This is a genomic window from Streptomyces sp. NPDC006259 (genome assembly GCF_042870975.1).
GTDB lineage: Bacteria > Actinomycetota > Actinomycetes > Streptomycetales > Streptomycetaceae > Streptomyces.
Window position 1 is genome coordinate 688,438 of record NZ_JBIAHY010000003.1, and the last position, 16,980, is coordinate 705,417.

13 protein-coding genes and 1 riboswitch are annotated in these 16,980 nt (G+C 74.0%); of the genes, 11 read left to right on the forward strand and 2 right to left on the reverse strand.

Features of this window, described 5'->3' with window-relative positions; all coding sequences use genetic code 11:
- The first annotated feature begins 18 nt into the window (after window positions 1-18).
- The 10 genes from ACFYO5_RS14450 (at window position 19) to ACFYO5_RS14495 (ending at window position 10,491) form a co-directional block, all read left to right on the forward strand.
- Window positions 19-705, forward strand: coding sequence for a class II aldolase/adducin family protein (locus ACFYO5_RS14450; RefSeq protein ID WP_356566603.1), 687 nt, complete (start codon window positions 19-21; stop codon window positions 703-705).
- An 11-nt stretch (window positions 706-716) separates the two neighbouring features.
- Window positions 717-1,646: a carbohydrate kinase family protein gene (locus ACFYO5_RS14455; RefSeq protein WP_388709245.1), complete on the forward strand. Its 930-nt coding sequence runs from the start codon at window positions 717-719 to the stop codon at window positions 1,644-1,646.
- Window positions 1,647-1,705: 59 nt separating this feature from the next.
- Window positions 1,706-2,479: a class I SAM-dependent methyltransferase gene (locus ACFYO5_RS14460; protein WP_388708389.1), complete on the forward strand. Its 774-nt coding sequence runs from the start codon at window positions 1,706-1,708 to the stop codon at window positions 2,477-2,479.
- A 553-nt stretch (window positions 2,480-3,032) separates the two neighbouring features.
- On the forward strand, window positions 3,033-3,929 hold the full coding sequence (locus tag ACFYO5_RS14465) for a glutathione S-transferase C-terminal domain-containing protein (RefSeq protein ID WP_388708392.1): 897 nt from the start codon (window positions 3,033-3,035) through the stop codon (window positions 3,927-3,929).
- Window positions 3,930-3,996: 67 nt separating this feature from the next.
- A riboswitch (SAM riboswitch) is annotated at window positions 3,997-4,117 on the forward strand.
- Window positions 4,118-4,509: 392 nt separating this feature from the next.
- On the forward strand, window positions 4,510-5,490 hold the full coding sequence (locus tag ACFYO5_RS14470; RefSeq protein WP_388708393.1) for an amino acid ABC transporter permease: 981 nt from the start codon (window positions 4,510-4,512) through the stop codon (window positions 5,488-5,490).
- Window positions 5,487-6,302: an amino acid ABC transporter ATP-binding protein gene (locus ACFYO5_RS14475; RefSeq protein WP_388708396.1), complete on the forward strand. Its 816-nt coding sequence runs from the start codon at window positions 5,487-5,489 to the stop codon at window positions 6,300-6,302. The genes ACFYO5_RS14470 and ACFYO5_RS14475 overlap by 4 nt, the downstream gene beginning before the upstream one ends.
- Window positions 6,303-6,361: 59 nt before the next feature.
- The gene (locus tag ACFYO5_RS14480; RefSeq protein WP_388708398.1) at window positions 6,362-7,387 is read left to right on the forward strand and encodes an ABC transporter substrate-binding protein; all 1,026 of its coding nucleotides are present in this window, start codon (window positions 6,362-6,364) and stop codon (window positions 7,385-7,387) included.
- Between the two features lie 328 nt (window positions 7,388-7,715).
- Window positions 7,716-7,817 (forward strand): putative leader peptide, encoded by a 102-nt coding sequence (locus tag ACFYO5_RS14485; RefSeq protein WP_356566731.1) that lies wholly within the window; start codon window positions 7,716-7,718, stop codon window positions 7,815-7,817.
- 78 nt (window positions 7,818-7,895) lie between these two features.
- Complete coding sequence (locus tag ACFYO5_RS14490; protein WP_388708401.1) at window positions 7,896-9,095, forward strand: LLM class flavin-dependent oxidoreductase; 1,200 nt, start codon at window positions 7,896-7,898, stop codon at window positions 9,093-9,095.
- A 19-nt stretch (window positions 9,096-9,114) separates the two neighbouring features.
- Window positions 9,115-10,491 carry an NtaA/DmoA family FMN-dependent monooxygenase gene (locus tag ACFYO5_RS14495; RefSeq protein ID WP_388708404.1) on the forward strand — a complete coding sequence of 459 codons (1,377 nt, stop codon included), beginning with the start codon at window positions 9,115-9,117 and terminating at the stop codon, window positions 10,489-10,491.
- 150 nt (window positions 10,492-10,641) lie between these two features.
- On the opposite strand, the gene ACFYO5_RS14500 is transcribed toward ACFYO5_RS14495, so the two are convergent.
- Entirely contained in the window at window positions 10,642-11,727 is a 1,086-nt protein-coding gene (locus ACFYO5_RS14500) for a M12 family metallopeptidase (protein WP_388708407.1), read from the reverse strand.
- Window positions 11,728-11,823: 96 nt separating this feature from the next.
- Between ACFYO5_RS14500 and ACFYO5_RS14505 the strand changes: the two genes are divergently transcribed.
- On the forward strand, window positions 11,824-13,815 hold the full coding sequence (locus tag ACFYO5_RS14505; RefSeq protein WP_388708411.1) for a LuxR C-terminal-related transcriptional regulator: 1,992 nt from the start codon (window positions 11,824-11,826) through the stop codon (window positions 13,813-13,815).
- A gap of 448 nt (window positions 13,816-14,263) precedes the next feature.
- Here ACFYO5_RS14505 and ACFYO5_RS14510 read toward each other — a convergent pair whose 3' ends face one another.
- Window positions 14,264-16,867: a CHAT domain-containing protein gene (locus ACFYO5_RS14510; RefSeq protein WP_388708414.1), complete on the reverse strand. Its 2,604-nt coding sequence runs from the start codon at window positions 16,865-16,867 to the stop codon at window positions 14,264-14,266.
- Window positions 16,868-16,980 lie beyond the last annotated feature (113 nt).

Consider the following 16,980-nt stretch of genomic DNA (forward strand, 5'->3'; position numbering starts at 1 on the left):
TACGCTACCGTCGCGCCCATGACCGACTCAAGCTCCGCGCTGGGTCAGGAGCGGGCCGCCGTGGCCGACGCCTGCCGGCGCCTGGCGGCCGAAGGCCTCCTCATCGGCACGGCCGGGAACGTGAGCGTGCGCGTGGGGGACCGGGTCGCCGTCACGGCGACCGGAGCGGTCCTCGGCCGGATCACCGCCGACCAGGTGACCGTCGTCGACCTGGACGGCGCGATCGTGGCCGGAACCCTGCGACCCACCTCCGAACTGGAGCTGCACCTCGGGGTCTACCACCGCTACGGCACCGGGGCGGTCGTCCACACGCACGCCCCGATGGCCACCGCCGTGTCCTGCGTCCTCGACGAACTCCCGTGCATCCACTACCAGTTGCTCGCGCTGGGCGGCACCGTGAGGGTCGCGCCGTACGCCACCTTCGGCACCCCCGAACTCGCGGCCTCGGTGCTCGACGCCCTGGACGGGCGCGGTGCCGCCCTGATGGCGAACCACGGCGCGGTCACCCACGCCCCGACTCTCGAACAGGCCGTCGAGCACGCCCTGCTGCTCGAATGGGCCTGCGGCGTGTACCGGCACGCCGCCGCCATGGGCCGGCCCCGCGTCCTGGACGAAGGCCGGCAACTCGCCGTGATCGAGGCCGCCCTGGCCCGCGACTACGGCACCACCCACCCCGTACCGCCCGTGCAGGAGGGAAACCGATGAACCCCGACACGATGGACGTCGTCACGATGGGTGTGCACGTCCTGGACGTGCTGGTACGGCCGGTGGAGGCGATACCCGAGGGGCAGGGCGCGACCCTCGTCGAGGACATCAGGATGACCGCCGCCGGGACCGCCGGCGGCACCGCCCTCACCCTCGCCAAACTGGGCGCCACGGTCCGCAGCGCCGGCGCCATCGGGACCGACGCCTCCGGGGACATGCTCGTCCAGCTCCTCCGACGGGCCGGGATCGACACGGAGTTCCTCGTCCGGCGCACCGACACCGCCACCTCCGCGAGCGTGCTGCCGATCCGCCCCGACGGCGGCCGGCCCTCGCTGCACCTGCTCGGCGCCAACATCACCTACGGCCTCGACGACGTGCCCTGGGACGCCCTCGCCCGGGCCACCCACCTGCACCTCGGCGGCCCCGAGCTGATCGGCGTCGACGTCGCCGCGCGCATCCTGTCGTACGCCAAGGAATACGGCACGGTCACCTCCGTGGACTTCCTCGCGCCCGGTGCGCTGGGCAGCTTCGAACAGATCGAGGCGGCACTGCCCCACATCGACCACCTGCTGCCCAACGAGGACCAGGTGCTCGGCTTCTCCGGTGAGCGGGACCTGGCGGCCGGCGTGCGCAAGCTGCGCGAGGCCGGCGCGGGCGTCGTCGCGGTGACCCGCGGCGGGGACGGCGCGCTGGTGGTGAGCGCCGACGGCAGCGAGACGGTCCCCGCCTTCGCGGTGGACGTCGTCGACACCACCGGATGCGGTGACGCCTTCTCGGCCGGATACCTGCGAGGTGTCTCCCTCGGGCGCGCACCGGCGCGGGCCGCCGTCCTGGGCTGTGCCGCGGCGGCCCTGGTCGCCCAGGGACTCGGCAGCGACCACGGTGACTTCGACCTCGCCGCCGCCGAGGAGTTCGCCGAGAGCGGGAAGACGCGGGCGTGAAATCCCCGGGCCGACAAATGGGTGGACAACGCCCGCACGGCTGACCATCGTTGAGCGACATGGATCAACAACGGATCTGGGACGCCGATGTCGCCGGACGCTACGACACCCCCGGCACCGGCATGTTCGCACCCGAGGTGCTCGGACCGGCCGTCGACCGGCTCGCCGAACTGGCGGAGGGCGGCCGGGCGTTGGAGTTCGCCGTCGGCACCGGGCGGGTCGCGGTGCCGCTCACCGGGCGGGGAGTGCCGGTGACCGGTGTCGAGCTGTCCCCGCCGATGATCGAGCGGCTGCGGACCAAGGCGGACGAGTCGGCGATCCCGGTGGTCGTCGGCGACATGGCGACGGCCCGCGCACCGGGGGAGTACACGCTCGTCTACCTCGTCTACAACACGATCTCCAACCTGCTCACCCAGGCCGACCAGGTCGCGTGCTTCCGCAACGCCGCCCGGCACCTCGGACCCGGCGGCCGGTTCGTCGTCGAGCTGTGGGTGCCCGAACTGCGCACGCTCCCGCCGGGGCGGGAGGCGACCGTCTGGCACTGTGAGCCCGGCTACATCGGCCTGGACACCTACGACGTCCTGCGCCAGCACGTCGTCTCGCACCACTTCAGGTTCGACGAGAGCGGTCGGCGGGCCCAGCTGGACCGCAGCCCGCACCGGTACGTCTGGCCCGCCGAACTCGACCTGATGGCGCAACTGGCCGGCTTCCGGCTGGAGTCCCGGCACGCCGACTGGACCGGCTCGGAGTTCACCGCCGAGTCGCGGTCCCACGTGTCGGTGTACCGGCTGCCGTCCCCCGACACCCGGCACCCGCGAGACCCCCGCCCCTGACACCCGCACACCCCGAGACCCCCGCCCCTGACACCCGCACACCCCGAGACCCGCACCCCCCGAGACAGGCGCCCCCTGACACAGGCGTCCCCTGCGACCGGCACCCCCGAGACTGGCGTCCCCTGCGACCGGCACCCCCGAGACCCCACCCCCTGAGACAGGCGCCCCCCTGCGGCCCGCGTCTCCTGACTCACCTGCTGGACGCCCTCTTGACGGCGACGGGGGGCGGATCGACACTCGGACCGGGAATCCTAGTGAACGGGTAGGGAAACACATGGGGTGTGAGACGGTAGCGGTCGCCCGTCGAGTGAGCCGCACGCAATGGGCGTCCCCCCTTCTCACCTCCCGCCGCCACATCGACCTGCTGCGCGTCTGCAGCGCGATGCCCCAGGGCTGAACCAGCCCTTCCCCTGCGCCGAGCCCCCTCGACGGTGTCCCCGCGGCACCGTCCGCGCCGGCGTGCGGAATGCGGGCTGGGCCCTCCGTCCGACCCCTCCCGTCCGACGTCACATCCGCCGCGCGTCCGCCCACGCGCCCGCCCCCGGGGAGAGTCATGACCGTCACACCGCAGGCCGCCCACCCGTCCACCCGACCGGCCCCCGCCTTCCGGGGCCGGATCGGCCGCGACGCGCGCAGCGGCCACTACGCCGTGCCGCGCCGCTACCGGCTCCACCTCTCGCCGGCCGACCCCGACGGCCTGCGCATCGCCGTCGTCCACAGCCTGCTCGGCCTGGACCGCGCCTGTCCCGTGACGTTCCTGCCCGCCGTCCCGGACTGTCCCGACGGCGGCCACTCGCAGCTGCGTCCCCTGTACGACGCCAGCGCGCACCACTACACCGGACCCGCCCTCGCGCCGGTCCTCAGCGACGACTGGTCGGGTCGGATCGTCTCCACCCACGGCCCCGACATCGCCCGCGACCTCGCCCGGCACTTCGGCGGCGGCCGGCCCTCGCTGTACCCGTGCGGCACGGAGTCGGAGATCGAGGCCGTCCAGCGGATGTGCGCCCAGGGCATCGAGGAGGCCGCCCAGCGCGCCGGAGCGGCCGGCGCCGACGCGTCGGAGCGCGCCGCGGCCCTCGACACGCTGCTCGGCACGCTCGGCGTCCTCGAACAAGGGCTCAGCGCCCGGCCCCATCTGATCGGCACGCAGATCACGGCGGCCGACGTCGAGTTGTGGGTGACGTTGGTCCAGCTCGACACCGTGCACCGCCACCACCTCGACGCCGACACGGTGCGCCGCGTCGCCGGGCACCCCGCCCTGTGGGAGTACGCCCGCCGGCTGGCCGCGCACCCCGCCTTCGGCGGCCATCTCGACCTCGACGGCGTCAACCGCCGCCACCACGCCCGCTGTCAGGGTCTGGAGGCCGCCGGCTCGGCCGTCCAGATACTGGACTGGGCGAGCCACACGACCCCCGTCACGGGCACGGAGGCGCAGGTCGCGCGGTCCTGACCCGGTCCAGTGGCTGGACCGGCGTTGACAACCGTTCGGGCGACTGTCTTAACTTACGACCCAGAACGGTCATGAGCGTCAGCGACAAGCCCTGGCTTGCTGACCGGCAACCCTCGCTCGGCGGTGGGGTGCCCCAGGTGACGACCGGACCGGATGACGTTCGGTAGACGTTTCGGTAAGCGCGAGGGCCCCACGGGGCCGGACAGTGACGGTGACGGACATGTACGCAGCCTCTCGGACGGCGCCCCGCCGCCTCCGCGGCTGCGTACGGCCGTACCTCGACGTCCTCGTCGCCGACCGCGCCGTCGATCTCCTCCGCGTGAACAGCGCGCTGTGTACCGCGCCGGGCCGTGCCCGCTGTCGGGGCTGAACCCCTCACACCCTTCGCCCCGTCACCGCGTTCCTGACGAACACCGCCTGCGCGGTGTGCCGTTGTCCGCCCCACCCCGGTTCCCCGTACGCATCCGCGCGCCGTGCCGCGCCGGCCCGTCACGGAGCGGCCACCGCCGCCCCGCCGCGCCGCCGCGGCCACCCACGCCCGCCGTGATCCGGGGTGCCCCGACTCCCGCCGGAGCCCCTCATGAGTGAACCCCCAGGCGCCGTGGCCCTCGCCGAGGCACCACCCGCCGTACCCCCGCCGCGCCACCGGCTCACCGCCCAGCGCGTCCAGCCGCTGCGCCGGCCCGGACGCTGGATCGCCACCGCGGTCGTCCTGGTGCTGGCCGCCCAGTTCGTCCACGGCCTGGTGACCAACCCGTTCTACCAATGGGACCGCTTCGGCTACTGGTTCCTGCGCCCGACGATCCTCGACGGACTGCTGATCACCCTCGAAGTGACGGCCTGGAGCGCGGTGCTGGGCCTCCTCGGCGGCATCCTGCTCGCCCTGGCCAGGCTCTCCCGCAGCCCGGTGCTGCGCGCCGCGAGCTGGACCTACGTCTGGGCGCTGCGCTCCGTCCCGCTCATCGTCGTGCTGCTGTTCCTCTACAACTTCAGCGCCCTGTACAAGACGTTGAGCGTCGGCATCCCCTTCGGACCCGCCTTCTTCAGCTTCGACGAGTCCCGGCTCGCCACCGACATGGCGATCGCCGTGATCGGCCTCAGCCTCAACGAGGCCGCCTACGCCGCCGAGGTGGTCCGCGGCGGCATCCTCTCCGTCGACCAGGGCCAGCACGAGGCGGCGTCCGCCCTCGGCCTGCCCAAGGGCTACCAGTTCCGGCGGATCGTCTTCCCGCAGGCCCTGCGGTCCATCACCCCCAACTACGTCAACCAGCTGATCGGCCTGGTCAAGAGCACTTCGCTGGTCTTCTACGTGTCGCTGCTCGACCTGTTCGGCACCGCCCAGTCGATGGGCTCCACCTACCCCGGCGACATCGTGCCCCTGCTGCTGGTCGTCACCGTCTGGTACCTGATCCTCACGAGCCTCGTCTCCGTGATCCAGTTCTACGTCGAGCGGTACTACGCGCGGGGCGCCACCCGCTCCCTGCCGCCGACCCCGTTGCAGAAGCTGCGCACCGGCCTGCGGGACCTGCGGGAGCGTGCGCGCAGGGAGGCCGCCGTATGACCGCCGAGACCGTCACCGCGACCCCGCGGGCCGCCGAGCCGGCCGCGGCGCGGCCCGCCGCCGTCCAGGTGCACGACGTCCACAAGTGGTACGGCGCCCACCGGGTGCTCGACGGTGTCGACCTGACGGTGCGGCCCGGCGAGGTCACCGTCGTCCTCGGCCCGTCCGGCTCCGGCAAGTCCACCCTGCTGCGGGTCATCAACCACCTGGAGAAGCCCGAGATCGGTTACGTCAGCGTCAACGGCGAGCCGATCGGCGTGCGCCGGCACGGCGACCGGCTGCGCGAGCTGAGCGAGCGGGCCATCCTCGCGCAGCGCAGCCGTATCGGGTTCGTCTTCCAGAACTTCAACCTCTTCCCGCACCTGACCGTGCTCGACAACGTCGCCGCCGCCCCCGTGGCGACCGGCAGGCTCGGCAAGGCCGCGGCGCGGGAACTGGCCCGCGAACTCCTCGACCGGGTGGGCCTCGCCGACAAGGCCTCCGCCTACCCCCGCCAGCTGTCCGGCGGCCAGCAGCAGCGCGTCGCCATAGCCCGCGCGCTCGCCCTGCGCCCCGGAGTCATCCTCTTCGACGAGCCCACCTCCGCCCTCGACCCCGAACTCGTCGGCGAGGTCCTCGCCGTCATCAAGAGCCTGGCGACCAGCGGCACCACCCTCGTCATCGTCACGCACGAGATCGGCTTCGCCCGCGAGGTCGCCGACCGGGTCGTCTTCATCGACGCCGGAAGGATCGTCGAACAGGGCCCGCCCGCAGAGGTCCTGGACAACCCGCGGCACGAACGCACACGGGACTTCCTCAGCAAGGTCCTCTGACACCCCGCGCCGCACCACCTCATCCCCTCCCTCCCCGCCACCAGTCACGAAGGACGGCCATGCCCACCCACATCACCCGACGCAGCCTGATGCGCGGCATCACCGCGGCGACCGCCGTCGCCACCCTGGCCACCGGGCTCGCCGCCTGCGGTGGTGACAGCGACGCCGCCACCACGACCGACACCGCCGCCTCGGGGAGCGTGACCATCGGCCGGCTCTCCAACGGCGCCGCGAAGGAGACCACCCTCAAGGTGTCCGAGGTGAAGTCGATCAGCGCCCAACTGCCCGAGGCCGTGCGCAGGAGCGGCAAGCTGGTCATCGGCAGCGGCACCCTGCCGTCCGGCTCCCCTCCGCTGGGCTTCGTCGGCGGCGACCAGAAGACCCTCACCGGCTCCGAGCCCGACCTCGGCCGCCTGGTCGCCGCGGTACTCGGCCTCAAGCCCGAGGTCAGGCGATTCACCTGGGAGAACCTCTTCGTCGGCATCGACAGCGGCAAGGTCGACGTCGCCCTGACGAACGTGACGGTGACCGAGGAGCGCAAGCGCAAGTACGAGTTCGTCTCGTACCGCAAGGACGACCTGGCCCTCGAGACGCCGAAGTCGAGCACATGGACGTTCGACGGCGACTACCAGGTGCTGGCGGGCAGGACGGTCTCGGTGGGCGCGGGCACCAACCAGGAGCGGATCCTGCTGGCGTGGAAGAAGAAACTGGAGAGCGAGGGCAAGAAGCTCACCGTCAAGTACTTCCAGGACAGCAACAGCACCTACCTGGCACTGAACAGCGGGAAGATCGACGCCTACTTCGGTCCGAACCCGAACCTGTCCTACCACGCCACCCAGTCGGCCGGCACGCCCAACGAGACCCGTATCGCCGGCCAGTTCTCCGGCGCGGGGGAGAGCCTCCAGGGCCTGATCGCGGCGACCGCCAAGAAGGACAGCGGCCTCGCCAAACCCTTGGCCGCCGCCCTCAACCACCTGATCGAGAACGGCCAGTACGCCCAGTGGCTCGCGGCCTGGCACCTCTCCAACGAGGCCGTCGCCAAGTCCGAGGTCAACCCTCCCGGCCTGCCCCTGACCGACTCCTGACCCGGCGTCAGAACACCGGCCGAACCGTCCCGCTCGCACAGGAAGGGACCCCGCCTCCGTGACCCGTCGTCCGACAGACCCTCGCGGAGGCGGAGCCCCCACCTCGCGCGCGCACGCCGCCGCCGGCGACGCCCCGGCGATCCGGCGCCACGAGTCGCTCCGCCTCACCGCGCGCCACCACTCGTCCGCCCGTGTCGGCACGCACGCGGGGAACACCCCGCCGCGGTGGGGTGTTGTGGCTCATGACGAGAGGCACCGATCGGCGCCGGGGACGGCGGCCGGCCGACCGCGAGGGGCGGGGGTGACGGACGTGCGGGACGCGCAGGCAGTGCGGCGCACCGGCGTCGCGACCCCGCTCCGGTCCCTGCATCTCCATTCCCGGCCCCACATCGACCTCCAGCGCGTGGCCGGCGCCCTCTGTTGCTCCTGACCCCGTTGCCCCGCCCCCGCGCCCGCCGCCCACCGGCGGGCCCGGCGCTCTCGTACGGACCTCCAGGAAGGCACCTCCGTGTCCTCGACTCCCGCTGTCCCCCTGCATCTCGCCGTCGCCCTCGACGGCACCGGCTGGCACCCCGCCTCCTGGCGCGAGCCGGTCTCCCGACCCCGCGAACTGTTCACCGCCGGCTACTGGGCCGACCAGGTCGCCGAGGCCGAGCACGGCCTGCTCGACTTCGTCACCATCGAGGACGGCCTCGGCCCGCAGTCCTCCCACTTCCTGGACCCGGACGAGCGCACCGACCAGGTCCGCGGCCGGCTCGACGCGGTCCTGATCGCCTCCCGGATCGCCCCGCTGTCCCGCCACATAGGCCTGGTCCCGACCGTGGTGGCCACCCACACGGAGCCGTTCCACATCTCCAAGGCCGTCGCCACCCTCGACCACGTCAGCTCCGGCCGTGCGGGCCTGCGCGTCCAGATCAGCGCCCGTCCCACCGACGCCGCCCACTTCGGCCGCCGCACCATCCCCCGCATCGAGGCCTACGACGCCCCGGCCACCCTGGAGCTGGTGGCCGACCTCTTCGACGAGGCGGGCGACCACGTCGAGGTCGTACGCCGCCTCTGGGACAGCTGGGAGGACGACGCGGAAATCAGGGACATCGCCACCGGCCGCTTCATCGACCGGGACAAACTGCACTACATCGACTTCGAGGGCCGCCACTTCAGCGTCAAGGGCCCCTCCATCACCCCCCGCCCGCCGCAGGGCCAGCCCCTCGTCACCGCCCTCGCGCACGACACCGTCCCCTACCGCCTGGTGGCCCGCGCCGCCGACGTCGGCTACACCACCCCGCACGACGCCGGACAGGCCCGCGCGATCCTCGCCGAGATCCGCGCCGAACAGCAGGCGGCGGGCCGCGCCGACGAGCGGCTGCACGTCTTCGCCGACCTGGTGGTCCTCCTCGACGACGACCCGGCCGAGGCCGCCGCCCGCCGCGACCGCCTCGACACCCTCGCCGGCGAGGAGTACACCAGCGACGCCCGGATCTTCACCGGCACTCCCGCCCAACTGGCGGACCTGCTCCAGGAGTTGGCGGAGACGGGGCTGACCGGGTTCCGGCTGCGCCCCGCCGTCGTGGGCCACGACCTGCCGGCCATCACCCGCGGCCTCGTCCCCGAACTCCAGCGCCGCGACGCCTTCCGCCACGCCTACGAGGCCGACACCCTGCGCGGGCTGCTGGGCCTGCCCCGCCCCGCCAACCGCTACGCCGCCTGAGCCGGAGGGGACACCCGACATGAGCAAGCCCCAGAAGCAGATCCACCTCGCCGCCCACTTCCCCGGCGTCAACAACACCACCGTGTGGAGCGACCCGCGGGCCGGCAGCCACATCGAGTTCAGCTCCTTCGTCCACTTCGCCAGGACCGCCGAACGCGCCAAGTTCGACTTCCTGTTCCTCGCCGAAGGACTCCGGCTCCGCGAACAGGGCGGCCGCATCTACGACCTGGACGTCGTCGGCCGCCCCGACACCTTCACCGTCCTCGCCGCGCTCGCCGCCGTCACCGACCGCCTCGGCCTGACCGGCACCATCAACTCCACCTTCAACGAGCCCTACGAGGTGGCCCGCCAGTTCGCCAGCCTCGACCACCTCTCCGACGGCCGCTCCGCGTGGAACGTCGTCACCTCCTGGGACGCCTTCACCGGTGAGAACTTCCGCCGCGGCGGCTTCCTCCCGCAGGACGAGAGGTACTCCCGCGCCAAGGAGTTCCTCGCCACGGCCAACGAACTCTTCGACTCCTGGCGAGGCGACGAGATCATCGCCGACCGGGCCACCGGCACCTTCCTCAGCGACGCCAAGGCCGGCGCCTTCGTCCACGAGGGCCGGCACTTCGACATCCACGGCCGTTTCAACGTCCCCCGCAGCCCCCAGGGCCGGCCGGTCGTCTTCCAGGCCGGCGACTCCGAGGAGGGCCGGGAGTTCGCCGCGTCGAGCGCGGACGCCATCTTCAGCCGGTACGCCGCCCTCGACACCGGCCAGGCCTTCTACACGGACGTGAAGTCCCGCCTCGCCAAGTACGGCCGCCGCCCCGACCAGCTGCTCATCCTCCCCGCCGCCAGCTTCGTCCTCGGCGACACCGACGCCGAGGCCGAGGAGATCGCCCACGAGGTCCGCCGCCGACAGGTCAGCGGCGCCACCGCGATCAAACACCTGGAGTTCGTCTGGAACCGGGACCTCTCCGGCTACGACCCCGACGGCCCCCTCCCCGACATCGACCCCGACACCGGCGAGGACCACATCGCCCGCGGCCGGGCCCAGGTCCGCATGTACCGCGACCCGCTGGCCGTCGCCCGCGAGTGGCGGGAGCTGGCCGCCGCGCACAACTGGTCCATCCGCGACCTGGTCATCGAGACCGGCAACCGGCAGAACTTCATCGGCTCCCCGGCCACCGTCGCCAGGACCATCAACGACTACGTCCAGGCGGACGCCTCCGACGGCTTCATCCTCGTCCCGTACATCACACCCGGCGGTCTCGACGAGTTCGCCGACAAGGTCGTCCCCCTCCTCCAGGAACAGGGCGTCTTCCGCACCGAGTACGAGGGCACCACCCTGCGCGACCACCTCGGCCTCGCCCACCCGGACGAGGGCGGCACGGCGCACAGGGCCGCGTCGTGAGGTTCCCCGCGGTCGGCTGAGCGCACACCGTCGTGGCCGCGCCGGAAGCGGCCGGCGCCCGTCTCCCTCCCCCGAAGGTGACGGACGCCGGCCACCTCCCCCCGGCGCCGGACTGTGGTCCGCGGGCGCGTACGGCGCCCTCCCGTGCCGTCACCAGCACATGACGGCGGTCTCTCCCGCGCCCCAGCCCGAGTACAGCCGGACCCGGACGAGGTAGCGGCGGCCCTTGACGAGCCGGGCCCTGATCGTGGCGTTGTGGGGAGTGCCCCCGTCGTCCCGGCCGGCCAGGAAACGCGGCTCGCCGTCCCGTTCCTCGAAGAGCACGACGACCGAGTCACCGTCCCCGAAGGCGCCGAACGTGTACTCCCGGGTCTCCGGCGGCTCGACGTGGAAGTCGGCCTGCTCGCCCGCCGCCAGCGACAGCGGTACCGAACGGAACGGCACCAGCACGGGCGGACGCGGCGCGTCGGGCGGCGGATACCAGCGCAGCGCGAACTCCTTGTCCAGCGGCGAGAGCGCGCCGGGCGGATGCACACCCCCGCGGAACTGCGCCGGTTCCAGGATCAGCCCCGCCGGGAACGGATACTCCATCACGGACTGCGGGTCCCACACCGAGCCGTTGACCTCGGCCGGGTCCAGTTTGCGCAGCACGTTGACGTACGTGCGGTCCCGGCTCCAGAAGTTCGGCGGGCCCGCCAGATCGGCGTACACGGCCTCGTCGTCCCAGTGGATGCCGGCGAACGGACTCTGGTGCTCGTGCTGCATGCCGAGCGCGTGCCCGATCTCGTGCAGGGCCGTCGCACGCTCCCCGGACGCGGTCAGATCCCAGCCGAAGTTCATGGTGCGCTCGTTCAGGCCCGCCCCCAGCGCGTCCCGGCCCACCGCGGACCAGGAACCGTCGCCCTGCTGGAACCCGATGCGCAGCTCGGCCTCCGACCGGTCGTCCACCTCGACGAACGACACCCCGATGCCGAGTTCCCGCCACTCGCGGAACGCGTCGCGCACCACGTCCCGCTGGGCCTCGTCCCCGATCCACGACACCCAGCGGATCCCCCCGGAACCCGGCACCGGGATCACCGATCCGTCGGTCTCGCCGTCCAGGAAGCAGTAGTGGAGCACGGTGCCGTTGACCCACATCCGACGACCGCTCATCAGCGCGCCGAGCCGTTCGGCGGCCAGGCCCGGCGCGAACGCGGGGGCCGGCTGCCGCGCGAGCGAGCAGTAACGGGCGGTCATGGACTCCAGACTGCACCGCGACGCCCGGCCGGGGCCTGAGTCGGGGGCTACTCAAGTCGGCCTGTATCAGGCATGAGTATGCGGACTCCTGTAGAGGTGACGACTTCCGTACGTGACGCAAGGACCCCGCGGCCGCTCCCGTCGCCGCCGTGGCCGTTCACCGGCCGCGCGGAGGAACTGGAGCTGGTCCGGCGCGCGTTGGGCGCCGGGCGCACCGGCATCGTGGTGACCGGGCCGCCCGGCCGCGGCCGCGGCCGGCTGGCCGCGGAGGCCGTACGCGGCACGGAGTGCGTGCGGGTGGCCGGCACGCCCGAGACCCGCGGCACCGCCCTCGCCGCGTTCGCCTCTCTGCTGCCCGAGGGCGTCACCCTCCACCGCGCCGTCCAACTCCTCTCCGACGTGGGACTGTTGCTGGTCGACGACGCCCACCTGCTGGACGACGGCTCAGCCGCGCTCGTCCATCAACTCGCCGTCCAGGGGCGCACCCGGCTGCTGGTCCTGGTCGCCGACGGCGTGCCGGCGCCGGACGCCGTGGCCCGTCTGCGCTCCGGGGACCTGCTGCCGCGGCTGGCCCTCCAGCCACTGCCCCGCGAGGACGTCGTCCAGCTGCTGACCGCCGCCGCCGGGCTCCGTCCGGAGCCGCTCACCGCGAACCGGCTGCACCGGCTGGCCGGAGGCGACCTCGGGCTGCTGCGCGACCTGCTGGACACTGTGCGGGACCAGGGGCCGGCCGGCCGGAGCGCCGACCGCGCGGAGTGGAGGTGGCGGGGGCCGCTCCCGGCTCCGCCTGCCCTGCGTGAACGGGCGGCCGCCGTCCTGGGCCGGCCCTGTCCCGAGGAGCGGGAGATCCTGGACCAGCTCGCCTTCGCGGAGCCGTTGCCGCTGGCGGTGGAGGAGCTGGACCTGGGCGTCCTGGAGCGGCTGGAGGGCGACGGGCTGATCCGGGCCGACGACGACGTGTCCGTCCGGCTCGCCCACCCGCTGCACGGGCCTGTACTGCGGGCGGTCGCGGGGCGGTTGCGGGCCCGGCGGCTGTCGCAGGGCCGCCCGCCCTGGGGCGCGGCGCTGGAGGCGGAGGCGCAGGAGGTGGCGCGGCGGATCGACGGGGCGGACGTGCGGTCGGGGACGGCGCCGGTGGGGGAGTGGCTGGTGGGGGAAGGGGAGGAGGTCCCGGCCGGGTACGCGGCGGTCCGGGCGCGGTTCGCCCGGTTGCGGGGGGAGGTGCGGGAGGCGGTGGCCTGGGCGCGGGAGGGGTTGGCGGGGACGCCGGGTGATCCGGGGTGTCTGGCCGAACTCGGATACGCCGACGAGCAGTTGGGGGAGTTCGCCCCCGCCGCCCCTTCCCGACCCGAACCCGGGGGCCATGCCCCCGGACCCCCCTTCGGCCCTGAACGGGCCTCGTCCGCGGGCCGCCCCGGCCGCGCCGGAGCGCGGCGGCCTTCGCCGTCCGCCGCACCGAACGGGGACGGGGGTGCCGCGGCGGACGGGGGTGCCCCGGCGGGAGCGCGGCCGGACACGGGGGAGGGTGGGCATGGGCCGGGAGGTCCGGGGGGCGGCTCCCCGCGCACGGGAGTGCGGGGGACGCGGCCGGGACCGCCGGACCGGGCGACCCACCACGACGCCGCACGGCGAGCCGCCCCCGCGGGCGGGGTCTTCGCACGGCATGCCGACGCGCTCGCCCGCGGGGACGGGCTCGGACTCGACGACGCCGCCGCGGAGTTGGAGGAGCGGGGGTTCCTCCTGCTCGCGGCCGAGGCGCATGCCCAGGCCGCACAGCTGCACCGGGACCCCCGCGCGGCCCGCACCGCCCGTACCCGGGCCGTCGCCCTGGCCCACCGCTGCCAGGGCGCCCGCACCCCCGCGCTGGCGGGTCTGGTGCTGGGCGAACTCACCGCCCGGCAACGCCAGATCGTCACCCTCGCGGCGGCCGGCCTCAGCAACCGGCAGATCGCCGAGCGGCTGACCCTGTCCGTGCGCACGGTCGGCAATCACCTGTACGGCGCGTACACCCGCCTGGGCGCGAGCGACAGGGCGGCCCTGCCGTGCCTCGTGGAGCTGCCGGACGGCCTGATCGGGCGGACGGCTTGATCGGGCGGACGGCCTGACCGGGTGGACGACCTGATCGGGTGGACGGCCTGACCGGCGGGTTGCGTGCCCTGGTGGGTGGGGTGCCCTGGCGGGTGGGGTGACCTGCCGGCGGCGGGGCTCGGCGGGTGGTGTGACCTGCGCGTGGCGTGTCGCGGTGGGCGGCCTTGCCTGCCGGGTGGCGTGTCGCGATGGGCGGTCGCACCTGTCGGTGCCATGGCCTGTCGGGTGGCGTGACCCGGCGGACGGCCTGTCCTGTCGGGTGGCGTGACCCGGCGGACGGCCTGTCCTGTCGGGTGGCGTGACCCGGCGGACGGCCCGTCCTGTCGGTCGGCGTGACCCGCCGGGTGGTCTGACTCGGTGAGTGGTCTGACTCGGCGGGTGGTCTGTCGCGGCGGGTCGTCCGCGCCGAGGGGCGGCGGGCGGTCACGCGGTTTCGTGGGTGCGGTGTTCACGCGGCTCCGAAGGCGGTGAACGCCCAGCCCGTCGCCTGGTGCAGGGCGTCTCCAGGCAGGGCGGCGCGGGCGTCGCGCAGCGCCTCCGCCAGGGAGAGGCCGCCACTGACACCCTTGTGCAGGGCCAGCATCAGCGCGACCACCGCCTCGTCGTTGACGGGTGCGCTGCTCGCGACCACCCCGGCCGTACCGAGCGGGAGCAACGCGGTGACCAGGCCGAGGAGTTCGTCGGCGCCCACCGAGGCCAGGCGGGCGGTGTCGCAGCTGGAGAGGATGATCCGGTACGGGCTGCGGGCGAGGCGCTCGAAGTCGTGCACGATCAGCGGGCCGTCGGCCATGCGCAGGGACGAGAACATGGGGCTGTCGGCCCGGAACGTGCCGTGGGCGGCGATGTGGGCCAGCGCGGCCCCGTCCAGTTCCTCCAGCACCCGCGGCACCCGCGCGTCCTCGTGTTCCAGCACCGTCGGCCTGCCGTACCGGCCCGCCACCTCGGGTACCTCGGCACCCCCGGTCGCCAGGCCCGGCCCCCGCACCAGTACGTGCCGCCCGTCCGGGGTGGGCTCGGTCTCCCGCGCGCGCAGCCAGCTGCCGGCCGACGGCGACACACTGAGCACCCGCTCCCGCAGCGACGGCAGCAGCGCCCACGGCACCTGATGCAGCCTGGCCGGAGGCACGATCACGACCGGGCCGGGACCCAGCCGCGCCGCGGCCTCGCCCAGCAGCAGGTTCTCCAGTCGCCGGCCCGCCGCCTCCACCACCGGCAGCCGCCCGTCCGCGCCGGGGTGCGCCAGCCGCCGCAGCCCGGCCTGCACATGCTCGGCCTCCCGCTCCGCCTCGGCCACCAGCCCGCCCGCGAACCTTCGGACCCGGCCACCCCCGCACAGCAGTACCTGCACCCGCCCGTCCAGTACGGCGATCTCGACCAGCCGCCCGTCGCCGAGCCGTTCCAGCAGCCGGCCCACGTCGAACCGGTCGCCGTCGCCGGGGGACTCGCCGCGGATGTGCAGGGTCCGGGAGCGGATCTCCCGTTCCAGCCGGCGCTGTTCGCGTTCCAGCGTCGGCACCGGGCGGCCGTCCATCCGGGCGCCCTCCGCGCGGGCGGCGATCTCCCGGTAGGCGGTCAGTCCGCTGAGCAGCGCCGGATCGGCGGGCGGCCGGGTCGGCGGCGCCGACAGGACGGTGGCCCGCCAGCGCTCGCTCCACACCAGCAGTTGCCGCGGCCCGCCCCGCTCCAGGCTCACCTGCTGCGCGAGCGAGGCGAGTTCGGCGCCCTGTGCGGTGGCGCGGGCCCGCAGCTCGGAGGCGCCCAGCGTGGTGCGGTGGTCGTCGAGGACGTCGAGTCCGCGCCGGCAGGCCTCCAGGACGCCCCGCGCCGATCCGGCCGCCCGTGCCCACAGCGCCTGCGCCGCCCAGCCCGTCATCCGCGCGAGCGGCGGCCCGCCGTGCCGGCTGCGCGCGGCGACCGCGAGATAGCGCTCGGCGTCCTCGGTCCAGTGCAGGTCCAGCGCGATCCGGCCCGCCAGCAGCCACCCCTCCGGTGCGGCGGGTGCCCCGAAGGAGGACAGCCGCTCCGCCACCCGGACCGCCTCCGCGACCAGCCGCCCCGAACTCCGCCCGGTCGCCATCCGGGCCTCGATCAGCACCAGTTGGGCGTGCGCCTCCCACCAGGTGCGCCGCTGTCCGGCGAACAGCCGCACGGCCAGCGCCGCCCGCGCGGTGGCCGTCGCCGGATCCTCCGCCAGCCGGGCCGCCCGCGCCGCGGCCAGCAGCAGTTCCGCCTTGCGGGTGGACTGTCCGCCGATCCCGTCGAGGACCGTGATCGCCGCGTCCGCCTCGGCGAGCGCCTCGGGTGCCAGCCCGGCGGCCATCAGCACCTCGCAGCGCCGGATGTCGAGCATGAAGGTGGGCGTCCCCAGCTTGGCGTACCGCTCCTCGGCCTCGTCCAGCAGCCGCAGCGCCGCCGGCACGTCCCCCGAGCGGAACGCGGCCAGCCCCCGGCTCTCCACCGCGTCGGCCTTGTCGTGCTCCTGACCGGTGGTCTCCCACAGGGCCTCGGCCGCCGTGAAGTCGGCGTCGGCCCGGTCCACCGCGCCGAGCGCCAGGTGCACCGTGGCGCGCAGGGTGAGGGCGCGCGCCGTCCAGATGACGTCGTCGACCTGGCGCAGCACGGTGATCGCCCGGCGCAGGTCGTCCAGCGCCTCGCGGTGATGCCCCAGGACCCACCAGGAATAGGCCCGCCGGTACCGCACACGCGCGCGTGTGTGCCCCGTACCGCGCTCGATGCCCCGCTCGAACGCGGCGAGGCCCTGTCGGGTGCGGCCCGCGTGGACCAGGGCCACGCCGAGCGTGGCCAGGACGTCCGCCTCCCGCTCGGCGGATTCGGCGCGCGCCGCCAGCGCGCGGGCGCGCCGCAGATGTTCCAGGGCGAGGCGCATGTCGCCCCAGTCCCGCTGCCAGATGCCGATCACCTGGTGGGCGACGGAGGCGTGCAGCGGCGTGGGATCGGTGTGGAGCACCCCCTCCGCCCGGGCCAGGGCGTCGTTGGGGGCGGCGAACACCATGGGCAGCAGTTCCAGAACCGTGTCGTTTCCCGCTGTCACCCCACGGATGGTAGTGCTCCGGTCGCGGGGCACACAGGGCTGGAGTCGTTTCACGTCGTATCAATTGGACGTCGCGTCAACGGGCCCCGCACACCGCCGGGTGCCAGCCCCGA